Raw genomic sequence first — 13,008 nt, forward strand, 5'->3', positions numbered from 1 at the left:
GGTGCGATGTTACAAGTAAATACGGCAAAGTTTGATATGACTTAACAAAATTTGCGTCGCAAAGCGCCGGTAATAATGATTCTTTTGGCACATAAAACCCGTCACAGTTTCGTGTAGCTCTGCGCATTCATCCATAAAGCCTGCATTCTCTTTGAGAGAATTGTATAAAACGGGATAAATTTAAGCCCTGCTGCTTTTCCATACCCGTATTTTCGCTTATTGCGGTCTGGAAAATTCATCGGCTTCGGCTAATAATGCAAAAAATAAATTTTGAAAGCAGCGGGATATTATGAGCGTTACGGTAGTTAGTCATCCGCTTGTTCAGCACAAGCTCACCATTATGCGCATGAAAGAAACTTCAACCGCCAGCTTCCGGCGGTTGCTGAAAGAAATTTCCCTTCTGCTTTGCTATGAAGTGACCCGCGATCTCGATCTGACAACCACCATGATCGAAACACCGATGCAGCCGATGGAATCGCCGATCCTCGACGGCAAAAAACTGGTTTTCGCATCCATCCTGCGTGCCGGTAACGGTCTGCTGGAAGGTATGCTTGATCTGGTGCCTGCGGCACGCGTTGCCCATATCGGTCTCTATCGCGATCACAAGACTTTGCAGCCGGTGGAATATTACTTCAAAGCACCGGAAGATATCGTCAACCGCCTGATTATTGTGGTTGATCCGATGCTGGCAACCGGCAATTCCGCCGTTGAAGCGATCACCAAGCTGAAAGAACGCGGCGCAAGCAATATCCGCTTCCTCTGCCTGCTGGCAGCGCCGGAAGGCATCAAGCATTTTGCGGAAGTGCATCCGGATGTGCCGATCTACACAGCGGCCATTGATGAGAAGCTGAATGAAGACGGCTATATTGTTCCGGGTCTTGGTGATGCCGGTGACCGTATGTACGGCACCAAATAAACGACACATAATCTAATAAAAAACGGCGCTCAAAGCGCCGTTTTTTTATGCGGTTACGGTTTCATAAATCACCGGATTGAGCTGCGGTTCACTATCACTCAGCATCATCGCCTGCCGCACCATCTGCACCGCCTGATCCGCTTTGTCTTGCGTCTGTGCATGAACCAGTGCCAGCACATCACCAACTTTGACTTCGCTGCCCAACGGCAGAATATTGGTCACACCGACAGAAGGATCGATCTGATCCTGCGGGCGCATACGCCCGCCGCCAAGCGCGACAACACTCATCCCGACTGCGCGTGTATCAATGGCGCTGATGTAGCCATCACGTTCAGCACACACCGGCACCTGAAGAGGCGCAACCGGCAGATAATGCGCGACTCTTTCAACGAAGTCTGCAGGCCCGCCAAGGCCTGAAACCATACGGCCGAATTTTTCTGCTGCACGGCCATTATCCAGAGCCGTTTGCGCTTTTGCCAAACCATCAGTAACAGTTTGAGCCAGCCCTGCTGTTACCAGCATATGGGCGGCAAAATTCAGCACAACTTCCGCGAGACGCGACTGCCGCTTGGCACCGGTCAGAAAATCAACCGCATTACGCACTTCCACTGCATTACCGGCGCAATCGGCCAATGGCTCATTCATATCGGTAATCAGTGCACTGGTCGGTAACCCCGCACCATTGGCCACCTGCACCAGACTTTGCGCCAAAGCCTGCGAAGCTTCAAATGTCGGCATGAAAGCACCGCTGCCGGTTTTCACATCCAGCACAAGCCCGCCAATACCGGAAGCCAGTTTTTTCGAGAGAATAGAAGCGGTAATCAGCGGAATGGATTCCACCGTCGCCGTCACATCACGCACGGCATAGAAACGCTTATCCGCCGGAGCGAGGTCGCCGGTCGGACCGATAATCGCGCAACCGCAATCGCGCACAACTTTGTCGAACAAAGCTTTATCAGGATAGCTCTGATAACCGGGAATGGCATCCATTTTGTCCAGCGTACCACCGGTATGGCCAAGGCCGCGACCGGAAATCATCGGCACATAGGCACCGCAGGCAGCAACAATCGGTGCCAACATCAGCGAAACATTATCGCCCACACCGCCTGTCGAATGTTTATCCACCACAGGCCCGTCAAGATCGCGCCATTCCAGCACATCGCCGGAATATTGCATCGCCGTTGTCAGCGCCACAGCCTCATCACGGGTCATACCATTGAAATAAACCGCCATGCCAAAGGCAGCAATCTGCCCTTCACTCACACTGCCATCGGTAATACCGCGCACAAATGCCTTGATTTGCTCCGCACTCAAAATCTGCTTATCGCGTTTTGCCCGAATGATTTCCTGTGGCAGCATAGCGGCACCTTTTTAACGATCAGCCGATTTCGCCAACCAGTATCTTGATAATTTTTTGCAGTTTCTGGCCGCCCAAAGGTGCCATAGTCTTGGTTTCATGGTGGGAGAGTTCATCCCCGCTCATGCCTGCACCATAATTGGTGATGACCGAACAGGCGGCAGCCCGCAGCCCCAGAAAACGCGCCAGAATGACTTCCGGCACAGTGGACATGCCCACAGCATCGGCACCCAGCACCCGCGCCATACGGATTTCTGCCGGTGTCTCAAAAGACGGGCCGGAGAACCACATATAGACACCTTCATACAGCTTTTCACCCGCTGCACGTGCCGCATCGCGGAAAGCCTGCTTCAGCTCTGCATCATAGGCCGCTGTCATTCCGGTAAAACGCGCATCCGTATGTTCACCGATCAGCGGGTTCATACCGGAATAATTAATATGATCGTCGATCAGCATCACGCTGCCGGGTGCCATCTCCTGCACCACAGAACCGGCGGCATTGGTCAGGATCAGGGTTTCAATGCCAAGTGCTTTCAGTGTCTCCAGCACAGGGCGCATCGCTGCTGCATCGCCCTGCTCGTAATAATGTGCACGCCCTGCCAGCACCATTACCAGCCTGCCCATTAGCCGACCGACAACCACCTCGCCTGCATGGCCGCTGACGCCGCTTTTCGGAAAGCGAGGCAGGTCGGAATAACGGATATGCACCGGATCATCGAGTTCGCTGACCAGTCCGCCAAGGCCGGAACCCAGCACAATAGCAACTTTCAGCGTTTCACCGGCAAAAGCTTCATTCAAACGGGCGCGTAAAATCAAAGCTGCTTCGGTCATGGCCTTAACCAATCACATCGGTCTGAAAACTGAATGGCAGCAATTCGCGCATCGTCACAGTCTGCACAACACCGGAACTGTCGCACAAATGCAGCGGCACATCGGCACCCGCAAATTCTGCCAGACGCTGACGGCAACCGCCGCAAGGGGAGCATTTTTCCAGTTTCTCAGCCATCACCAGAATTTCGGCAATCTCACCACCACCGTCCATCACATAATGCGACAGCATAGTGGTCTCGGCACACCAGCCTTCGGGGAAGGAAATCACCTCAATATTGCAGCCGGAATAAATCCGTCCGTCTTTGGTGCGCAATGCGGCACCAACCGGAAATTTCGAGTAAGGGGCATGGCATTTCTGCATTGCAGCATAAGCTGCATCAAATAGATCCTGAGCCATATCAGCCCCTCCTCATTTTTCACATTTGGTTTCAATACCTGAATTAAAAAGCAGCAGGCCGTGACGAAAATAGTGATTTCCGAGTAACGGAGCGCAGCGTACTTAATGGTACGTGAGCACCGGAACACAGAAAATTGCTATTTGCAGGCCGGTCTGGTGTCTTTTGAAACAGGCATTTAGCGTTCTTTCACGTATGGAATACCACCCGCTTTCGGCGGAATGGCCTTGCCGATAAAGCCTGCCAGCAGGATAACCGTCAGAATATATGGCAGAGCCTGCATGAACTGCACCGGTACATCACCGATCAGCGGCAGCGACTGGCCTTGCAGGCGAATGCCCAGCGCATCGAGAAAGCCGAACAGCAAACAAGCATACATCGCCTGTACCGGACGCCATTTGGCGAAGATCAGTGCGGCCAATGCAATATAACCTTTACCGGCAGTCATATCCTTCACAAAGCCTGCGCCCTGTGCTGTCGCCAGATAGGCACCGGCCATACCGCAGAGCAGGCCGCAGATAATAACTGCGCGATAACGCAGCCATGTCACCGAAATACCGGCTGTATCCACTGCCGCAGGATTTTCACCCACCGCACGCAAACGCAGACCAAAGCGGGTGCGATACAAAACCCACCATGTCAGCGGCACCATCAAGAAAGCCAGATAAACCAGAATGGAATGACCGGAAATCAGCTCCGCATAAAGATAGCCGACAACCGGCACGTCTTTAACGGCTTCCGCGCCCGGAAAATTAATAGATGTAAAACGGGCGCTGTTTGGCAAAGACGGTGTTCGGCCACCCTGTCCGAACCATGCCTGACCGAGAATGATTGTTGTACCCGCAGCAATAAAGTTGATCGCCAAACCGGAAACGATCTGATTGCCGCGATGGGTGATCGAGGCAAAACCATGCACCAGCGACAACAGCATTGAAACCAGCAGAGCCGCGCCAAGACCGGCAAGAGCTGAGCCGCTGATGGCGGCAACGGTACCGGCCGCAAAAGCACCGGCCAGCATTTTACCTTCAAGACCGATATCAACAATCCCTGCGCGCTCTGAATAGAGCCCCGCAAGACAGGCAAACAGCAAAGGCGCAGACAGGCGCAAAGTTGAATCAAGCAGCTGAATAAGAGTTACATAGCTATCCATGGCGCTTACTCCCCTGCTTTCGTGGCTGCACCGGCAGCATTTCGCGATGCAAAACGCATGAAAAACCGCTGGAAAGCAGGACGGAACATATGCTCCATCGCACCGGCAAACAGGATCACCAGACCCTGAATAATCACAATCATGTCGCGGGAAATATTCGGCATATCAAAAGCGATTTCCGCACCGCCCTGATAAAGCATACCAAACAGGATCGCCGCCGGAATGATCCCCACCGGATGCGAGCGCCCCATCAGCGCCACCGCAATCCCCACAAAACCGGCACCGGCAACAAAGTCCAGCTGCAGGCGATATTGCGCACCCATCACCGGATTAAGCGCCATCATACCGGCCAGCGCACCGGAAATCAGCATAGTGATAATAATCGTTCTCGACGGATTGATACCGGCATATTCAGCGGCACGCGGGCTGTGACCCATCGTGCGGATTTCATAGCCGATTTTAGTACGCCAGATCAGCAACCACACCAGATAACAGGCCAAAAGCGCCAGCAAAAAGCTGATATTCAGCGGTGCCGAACGGATTTCCATACCGAACAGGTTCATCAGCCAGTCGAGTTTCGGCAGTTGCCCACCTTCTGCAAAGCCACGGCTTTCCGGTGCCATCACGCCAATCGGCTTGATGAAATTGATAATCAGATAGACCATCAGGCTGGCGGCGATGAAGTTGAACATAATCGTGGTAATCACGATATGCGAACCGCGTTTTGCCAAAAGCCATGCCGGTATCAGCGCCCACAGCGCACCGAAAATAGCACCGCCAAGCAATGCCGCAATCATGGTAATCCACCACGGCATGGATGCATCCAGCCAGAGACAGATCAGCGCCACGCCAAGACCACCGATATAAGCCTGCCCCTCACCGCCAATATTGAACAGCCCGCAATGAAAAGCGACGGCAACAGCCAGACCGGCAAAGATAAAATTCGTGGCATAAAACAGCGTATAGCCAATGCCTTCACCGGAACCGAAGGCACCTTTAAACATCAACAGCGCCGCATCCAGCGGATTTTCTCCGACCAGCAGCACCACAAGTCCGGCAACCAGAAACGCAACCAGCAGGTTCAGTGTCGGGATCAGACCGTAATCCACCCAGCGCGGTAATTTTGCAAAAGGCTGGCTCATGGCAACATTCCGATCACGGCGTCAGTGGTTTTTACCTGCGCATATTCGCCCTGCAACACGGCCAGCGTCAGCGCATGCACATCTTCCGCGCTCCAGAGACGGCCCTGCAGGTCTGTGCGATCTGTACTCGCAACAGCATCTTCCGGCACAATCACCTCAAAACCGAGATTAGCAGCCATGCGCACTGTTGCATCAACGGAATTTTCAAGCAGCACACCGCCGACAACCAATGTGCGGATTTGCAACTCATCCAGCACATCCATCAGATCTGTGCCGATAAAAGCGCTATTGGTGCGCTTGTCCACGACCGGTTCACCGATCTGCGGCTCAACTTCTGCTTTGAAGTCATTGCCTGCCGTTCCCGCGCGATAAGGCGACTGCGGATCGGTTGAATCATGGCGCACATGCACCACAGGCAGACGACGCTCGCGCCATGCTTCCAGAAGGCGCTGTAAATTTGCCTCTGTCTGCGGTTGTCCGCGGCGACCCCATTTCGGATCATCAATAGCCTTTTGCATATCAATGATGAGCAATGCCGGTGTTGAGCTAATCATCAATGCAGGCCCTTTTCGGTTTTCTTATTATCTTCATTCTGAATACCCGCCATCAGCAGGCCGATTTCCCCCTCACCGGCTTCCGGCCCGCACTCGCCGACAACACGTCCGGCAAACATCACCAGAATACGGTCGGACAGCGAGCGGATTTCGTCCAGCTCAACAGAAATCAACAGCACGGCCTTACCGGCATCGCGCATTTCAATAATACGTTTATGAATAAATTCGATCGCACCGACATCCACGCCGCGCGTCGGCTGCGCCACGATCAGCACATCCGGATTACGTTCCATCTCACGCGCCAGCACGATCTTCTGCTGGTTACCACCGGAGAAATTCGCAGTTTTCAGACGCGGATCGGCAGGGCGGATATCATATTGCGCAATCTTGCCCTTAGCATCCTGCATGATCGCTTCAATATTCAGGAACGGGCCCTTGAGATAGCGCGGATCATCATGATAGCCGAGAATGGAATTCTCATATTCCTCATAGGCCAGCACCAGACCCATATGGTGGCGGTCTTCCGGCACATGGGCGAGACCGCGACGGCGCAATTCTGCCGGATGCGCATTACCGGTCACATTGACCGGCAGGCTGTTCAGCATCACCACACCGCTCTCGGCACGGCGAATACCGGCAATCACTTCGATCAGCTCTGACTGGCCGTTACCGGCAACACCGGCAATGCCGACAATCTCACCGGCGCGCACATCAAAAGACACCGTATCCACGACTGTGGTTTTCTGCGCATTACGCACGACAAGGTTCTTCACCTGTAAAACAGGTTCACCGGGTGTCGCAGCCTGCTTATTCACGCGCAGCAAAACACGGCGGCCAACCATCAGTTCAGCCAGTTCTTCCACGCTTGCTTCAGCGGTTTTGCGGGTGGCAACCATCGTGCCCTGCCGCATCACAGAAACATTATCCGTCACTGCCATAATCTCGCGCAGCTTATGGGTAATCAGAACAATGGTTTTGCCCTGATCTTTCAGCTGCCGCAAAATGCGGAACAGATGGTCAGCCTCTGATGGTGTCAGCACACCGGTCGGTTCATCAAGGATCAGAATTTCCGCGCCGCGATACAGCGCTTTCAGAATTTCCACGCGCTGCTGCAGACCAACCGGCAGATCTTCGACCACCGCATCGGGGTCAACATCCAGCGCATATTCTTTTTCGAGCGCTTTCAGCTGCTCGCGTGCTTTTGCAATGCCGGCGGATAATAAAGGCGCACCTTCCGCACCCAGCATCACATTTTCAAGCACTGTAAAATTATCAACCAGCATAAAGTGCTGATGCACCATACCGATGCCCGCAGCGATTGCCGCATCCGGATTGGATATATGCACCTGCCGGTCATTGACTTTGATCGTGCCTTTATCCGGCTGATAGAAACCGTAGATAATCGACATCAAAGTCGATTTTCCGGCGCCGTTTTCGCCGATAATCCCGTGGATGGTTCCCTTTTCGATCCGCAGATCAATAGCACGGTTTGCGTGCACAGCGCCAAAACGCTTATCAATTCCTGTCAGTTCAAGTGCAGGCTGCGCCATTATCCCATCCGTTAATCATCGACATCGCATTGCCGGAGCATTTTTATCAAATAACATATCGCGAACATCAAATGAAAACATCTGACATGTTCTGCTTTAACTGATTCCGCTACGCAGTTAACAATATATGCTATTGCATAAAGCTGTGTGTAAACCACCACAAAGCCGCATTTCACCCCTCATAATAGCGTGAAATATCACTTCCGTGCACTATATGAATACAAAACACCCTCTGATCTGTCAGGAAGCCACCCATGTCTGAAAATCTGTCCGACCGGCTTACAGAGCTGGAAATTCGCAATGCGGAACAGGAAAAGACAATTGAAGACCTGTCCGGTGAGATTGCCGAGCAATGGAAGCTGATTACCGCGCTGAACAAAAAGCTCAGCGCGCTGACTGATCGCTTTCTTGAGCTGGAAGAACAAACAGCGCCGGAAGTCTCCGTGACCAAACCGCCCCACTGGTAAGCCACAAAGAAATTTCAAATGGAAAAGGGCAGTGTCACCACTGCCCTTTTCTATGAATAGCCCTACCGGATTAGTAAGGGCACTTATTGTCTGTGGTGTAATCATGCACCTTGATTTTACCGGAGATGATGTCGGCCTTTGCAGCTTCAACCGCGGCCTTCATTTCAGGTGTAATCAGCTTGGCGTTGTTTTCATCCATCGCATAACTCACACCATCATCTTTCAGACCCATCTGAACGATACCGGCTGTGAATTTATCAGCGGCAACATCTTCAAAAGCCTTATAAACGGCAGTATCAACGCCCTTAACCATCGAGGTCAGAACATGGCCCGGATGCAGACCGTTCTGGTTGGAGTCAACGCCGATGCCGAGCTTGCCCGCATCAGCAGCAGCCTGCAACACGCCGATACCGGTACCACCGGCAGCATGATAAATCACGTCAGAACCCTGATCGATCTGGGCTTTGGTGATTTCGCTGCCTTTAGCCGGATCATTCCACGCGGCAGGTGTATCGCCGGTCCAGTTATTCAGAACTTTTGTGCCTTCTTTACCGGCTTTTGCGCCACCGGCATAACCGCAATAGAAACGACGGATCAGCGGCACATCCATACCACCGACAAAGCTTACAGTGCCGGTTTTAGAAGCCATCGCTGCCAGCATACCAACCAAATAGCCGCCTTCTTCTTCTTTAAACACAACGGAGCGCACATTCGGCGCTTCCACGACAGCATCAATGATTACGAATTTCGTATCCGGAAATTCCTTTGCAACTTTCTCAATTGCGGAAACAGCCGAGAAACCGGCAATCACAACCGGTGAGTTGCCATCCTGTGCAAATTTACGCAGAGCCTGTTCACGCTGCGCATCGTTCTGAATTTCAAATTCACGATAACTAGTACCGTGATCTGCTTTATATTTGGCTGCGCCATTATAAGCGGCTTCATTGAAAGACTTGTCAAATTTTCCGCCAAAGTCATAAACAACAGCCGGCTTCAGTTCTGCCGAATAAGCTGCTGAAACACTCAGGGTCGCGGCCAACAGGCCCATAACTATACGCTTCATTACCACTCACCTCCGATAGCGCAGTAATTCTGCGCGAGAAAATATCCACCCGTGCTCGGTAAATTATGCTGTTTTTTACCGCCCGCTCAGATTTTAATAATCGGCAATCTGGCACGGTCCGGAACTTTTTTCATCTTAAATTTATGCGCTTACACATATTTCATTGCCGGAACACACCGCGCCGCCCTTAAATCACACAGGAAACGCCTGTCCCGCGCAAGCCGCAATAACCCTGAGGGTTTTTCGCCAGATATTGCTGATGATAGCCTTCAGCATAATAAAAATCAGAAGCAGGCAGAATTTCCGTCGTAATTGCGCCAAGACCACGGGCGGTCAGCGCCTGCTGGTAAGCTGCTTTACTCGCTTCAGCAGTCTTCAGATCTTCATCCGAATAAACATAAATCCCTGAGCGATATGTTGTGCCTATATCATTGCCCTGCCGCATACCCTGCGTCGGGTCATGTTCTTCCCAGAAAATCTGCAAAAGCTGTGCCAGCGTCACCTCGGCCGGATCATAGACCACCTGCACCACTTCATTATGCCCTGTCAGGCCCGTACAGGTTTCCTCATAGGTCGGGTTTGGCGTCAGACCGCCGCTATAACCGGCAGCGGTGACATAAACACCGGGCACCTGCCAGAACAAACGCTCCACGCCCCAGAAACAGCCCATACCGAACAGAATTTTCTTCATATTATGCGGCCATGGCCCGTGCAGAGGAAGTCCGGAAACAAAATGGTCTTCGGAAGTCGCAATCGCCTCAGTACGACCGGCAAGCGCCTCGTTACTGGTCGGCATACGCAACTTGTGTTCGGGATATTGTCTGAACATCATCATAGTCCCTGTCTGATGCATTTCCGGCTTAAACAGCAACAACGGAAATGCTGCATACTTGTTAGTTTTAACGGCAGGCAGCCGGAACAGGCTTACACATATCTGTACTCTTAACGTGCATAAGATTTACGCCCAATCGTTCCGACAGCAAAACACACTATACTCAGCACTAAAAATAAGAACCATCCGGGCATATTCAACACCGGAACCATCCAGTTGTCCCAAAAGCCGTTCCAGAAAACCTGCCGTATAAAACCGGCAAAAGCAGCCAAATATTCAGGCAGATAATCCTGCAAACTCTGCAGAAACGGCGTCACAACCAAACGAAGCTGCGCAATTGATCGCGCAATATCAAAAACAGCAAATAACAAGCTGACACCCAACGACCAGAGCGCCAGAAAATTAAAAAATACACGCATAATAACCCATATCCGTCTTCTGAAATTCAGAACTCAAAAAACAACTCTGAATATCATTCTATCACAAGGAGCTTTCCTGACAGACAGGCTATTAAATTTTTCTAATATAAAATTATAATTCACGGAAAAGTCTGTAACTTCCCTCCGCCGTTGAACAAAAACATTTGCCCTTTCGGACATAAGATTCGACCAGTTTCGTCACGAATTTCAGCCAGATCAGTCCAAAACACTCAAAACCAAGCTCTGGCGGCACGAAATTCGACGATATTTTCCACAGAGCCTCAAAAATATTAAAATCAATAAATTCAATAAGTTAAATAAATAAAGCATTCGATTTTTCATATAATTTCACTGTTTTTTGCCTGTAAAATCAAATGAATTCAGTGAAACACGAAATAATGGTTGAACATCCGTCTTTTATAGCTATATTCCGCGCCGAAACGGTCGTTTAACAGCTGACCACTGTTTGAAGATACGCCGTTGTGATTGATATCACTTATAAATATCAGTCTTGAGTGGAGAGGTGGCCGAGTGGTTGAAGGCGCACGCCTGGAAAGTGTGTATACGGGGAACCGTATCGCGGGTTCGAATCCCGCTCTCTCCGCCATTTTGCTAATATAAGCCATTGAAATCATTGATTTTCCTCATGTTCCATAATATTATGGTACAAAAGGTGGTACAAAATCATTGAAAAAATACTCCCCTGACATCCCGCATTTGTACGTCCGACGAAAGACTTTCGTCTTTCGTCTTGTCATACCTGTACATCTGCGCAGCCTTGCAGGGAAATCAGAATTCAAAGCTTCACTGAAAACCAAAGACCTTTCAGTTGCCATGAAGCAATATGGCGAAGTCGAACCATATTATCAAAGCCTTATGGAAAAACTTCGCAATGGTGAAGACCTGACCAACTATTCAGAGCTAAGCTACGAAGAACTTATGCGTATGGCACAAGTCACCGGACGAATTTACAAATCGCTTGATCAGCTTATACAAAATCCAGCACAATTAATACAGACCCACAGCGAATGGACAAAAGCAGGCAAACCGAAAGGGCGCGAATTTTCAAGCTACTTTGGCACAGCCGAAGCTACCATGAAGCTGTCCAACCTAGTCGCATTCTACGAAGATGATCAGGTGCATGTGCTGAGTTCTTTAAATGACAGAGAAAGATCGAAAAAACTAACCCCATTGAAGAATGCCGTTACGCAGTTAATGTCCTTCTTAGAAAAAGATATCGATCTGCCCTCCTTAGATCGTCAACAGGCACGAAATTTCCACAGACACTTAAAGAACAAGATTGCAACGCAAGAAATTAAAGCAAACACCGCTAGTAAGTATATTACACACTTACGCGTCCTTATCAAAACCTACAAAAACGCACATGATGACGAAACAGAAACTGTCTTTGATGGACTAAACTTCAAAGCACAAGAGAATGCGCGACCTCCGTTTACAATCGACTTCTTAAACGAACGCTGGTTCAAAAAGGATGCATTCACACAATTAAACCCGTGTGCAAAGGCACTTCTTTTTGCTGTGATAGACACGGGTTGTTCATTTAAAGAACTCTGTGGCCTCGATCCAGAAAAAGATATCCGCCTCAACGTCGCTATTCCACACATTATCATTCAGGGAAATGAACATCGGCAGTTAAAGACTACACATCGCAAACGTACTATCCCGCTTACAGGGTATTCCTTGCAGGCCTTTAAGACTTTCCCAATGGGTTTCACACAGTACGCGACAGACAATGGCCCATCAAATGCATCAGGCCTGATAAATAAGTATATGCAGAACAATGGGCTTTTAGAAACCGATAAACACTCCGTCTACAGTCTACGCCACACGTTTAAAGACCGCTTGAGAAAGCACGGCATCCCTGAAGAACTACAGCACGACTTAATGGGACATAAAGATCAAGGAATGGGTTCCCATTACGGAAATGGTTATCCGCTAGAAGAAACCGTGACATATTTACAACGAATGAGTGCCGATTGGAAATATCTCTCTTTGAATGATAAAGAAAATCGACTTCCTAGATAAATACTTTTGTTAGCAGGCTCTGCAGGTCATTCACCCTCATCGCACAACCATTCGTGATGAAGACCAACATCAGGACTGCATAACAGAAGGGACATCGATGCATTGATCAATGCATGATAAATACAAACACATTGACCTTGATAACTATAAAGCATGCCTGCAAGAAGTCGGGGATATGCTCAGAAAAAATAATGATCATAACGGTTTTCGAAAAATCACTGCTGAATGGAACGCAGTCAAAGCCTATGAAAACTCGATGATTGCACCATGGGATTAATACGCTTCC

At 50.1% G+C, this 13,008-nt stretch carries 13 protein-coding genes and 1 tRNA gene; 4 read left to right on the forward strand and 10 right to left on the reverse strand.

The window, feature by feature from the left end; all coding sequences use genetic code 11:
• The first annotated feature begins 289 nt into the window (after positions 1-289).
• The gene (upp, locus tag LDL70_RS12145; protein ID WP_183956655.1) at positions 290-916 is read left to right on the forward strand and encodes a uracil phosphoribosyltransferase; all 627 of its coding nucleotides are present in this window, start codon (positions 290-292) and stop codon (positions 914-916) included.
• A 45-nt stretch (positions 917-961) separates the two neighbouring features.
• On the opposite strand, the gene deoA is transcribed toward upp, so the two are convergent.
• From deoA to LDL70_RS12180, 7 genes are all read right to left on the reverse strand, one after another.
• The gene (deoA, locus tag LDL70_RS12150; RefSeq protein ID WP_225685160.1) at positions 962-2,275 is read right to left on the reverse strand and encodes a thymidine phosphorylase; all 1,314 of its coding nucleotides are present in this window, start codon (positions 2,273-2,275) and stop codon (positions 962-964) included.
• Between the two features lie 19 nt (positions 2,276-2,294).
• Positions 2,295-3,104 (reverse strand): purine-nucleoside phosphorylase, encoded by an 810-nt coding sequence (locus LDL70_RS12155; RefSeq protein ID WP_022712439.1) that lies wholly within the window; start codon positions 3,102-3,104, stop codon positions 2,295-2,297.
• Positions 3,105-3,108: 4 nt separating this feature from the next.
• Positions 3,109-3,501, reverse strand: coding sequence for a cytidine deaminase (locus LDL70_RS12160; RefSeq protein WP_022712438.1), 393 nt, complete (start codon positions 3,499-3,501; stop codon positions 3,109-3,111).
• 176 nt (positions 3,502-3,677) lie between these two features.
• Complete coding sequence (locus LDL70_RS12165) at positions 3,678-4,649, reverse strand: ABC transporter permease (protein WP_220160214.1); 972 nt, start codon at positions 4,647-4,649, stop codon at positions 3,678-3,680.
• Between the two features lie 5 nt (positions 4,650-4,654).
• Positions 4,655-5,791 (reverse strand): ABC transporter permease, encoded by a 1,137-nt coding sequence (locus LDL70_RS12170; RefSeq protein ID WP_225685161.1) that lies wholly within the window; start codon positions 5,789-5,791, stop codon positions 4,655-4,657.
• The gene (locus LDL70_RS12175; protein ID WP_022712435.1) at positions 5,788-6,345 is read right to left on the reverse strand and encodes a cysteine hydrolase family protein; all 558 of its coding nucleotides are present in this window, start codon (positions 6,343-6,345) and stop codon (positions 5,788-5,790) included. The genes LDL70_RS12170 and LDL70_RS12175 overlap by 4 nt, the downstream gene beginning before the upstream one ends.
• Positions 6,345-7,895: an ABC transporter ATP-binding protein gene (locus tag LDL70_RS12180; RefSeq protein ID WP_122093547.1), complete on the reverse strand. Its 1,551-nt coding sequence runs from the start codon at positions 7,893-7,895 to the stop codon at positions 6,345-6,347. The genes LDL70_RS12175 and LDL70_RS12180 overlap by 1 nt, the downstream gene beginning before the upstream one ends.
• A gap of 254 nt (positions 7,896-8,149) precedes the next feature.
• On the opposite strand from LDL70_RS12180, the gene LDL70_RS12185 reads away from it, so the two are divergent.
• Positions 8,150-8,362 (forward strand): SlyX family protein, encoded by a 213-nt coding sequence (locus tag LDL70_RS12185; protein ID WP_022712433.1) that lies wholly within the window; start codon positions 8,150-8,152, stop codon positions 8,360-8,362.
• Between the two features lie 70 nt (positions 8,363-8,432).
• Here LDL70_RS12185 and LDL70_RS12190 read toward each other — a convergent pair whose 3' ends face one another.
• The 3 genes from LDL70_RS12190 to LDL70_RS12200 all read right to left on the reverse strand — a co-directional run bounded on the left by LDL70_RS12190 (position 8,433) and on the right by LDL70_RS12200 (position 10,676).
• A complete protein-coding gene (locus LDL70_RS12190; protein ID WP_225685162.1) occupies positions 8,433-9,425 on the reverse strand; it encodes a BMP family protein in 993 nt (330 codons plus the stop codon).
• Positions 9,426-9,612: 187 nt separating this feature from the next.
• Positions 9,613-10,257 carry a peptide-methionine (S)-S-oxide reductase MsrA gene (gene msrA, locus LDL70_RS12195; RefSeq protein ID WP_210246333.1) on the reverse strand — a complete coding sequence of 215 codons (645 nt, stop codon included), beginning with the start codon at positions 10,255-10,257 and terminating at the stop codon, positions 9,613-9,615.
• 110 nt (positions 10,258-10,367) lie between these two features.
• Positions 10,368-10,676: a hypothetical protein gene (locus tag LDL70_RS12200; RefSeq protein WP_022709275.1), complete on the reverse strand. Its 309-nt coding sequence runs from the start codon at positions 10,674-10,676 to the stop codon at positions 10,368-10,370.
• Positions 10,677-11,193: 517 nt separating this feature from the next.
• On the opposite strand from LDL70_RS12200, the gene LDL70_RS12205 reads away from it, so the two are divergent.
• Both LDL70_RS12205 and LDL70_RS12210 read left to right on the forward strand, forming a co-directional pair.
• Positions 11,194-11,283 (forward strand) — tRNA-Ser (locus LDL70_RS12205).
• A gap of 80 nt (positions 11,284-11,363) precedes the next feature.
• Positions 11,364-12,722: a DUF6538 domain-containing protein gene (locus LDL70_RS12210; RefSeq protein WP_225685163.1), complete on the forward strand. Its 1,359-nt coding sequence runs from the start codon at positions 11,364-11,366 to the stop codon at positions 12,720-12,722.
• The last annotated feature ends 286 nt before the right edge of the window (positions 12,723-13,008 follow it).

The organism is Pseudochrobactrum sp. XF203 (assembly GCF_020341615.1).
GTDB classification, from domain to species: domain Bacteria; phylum Pseudomonadota; class Alphaproteobacteria; order Rhizobiales; family Rhizobiaceae; genus Pseudochrobactrum; species Pseudochrobactrum saccharolyticum.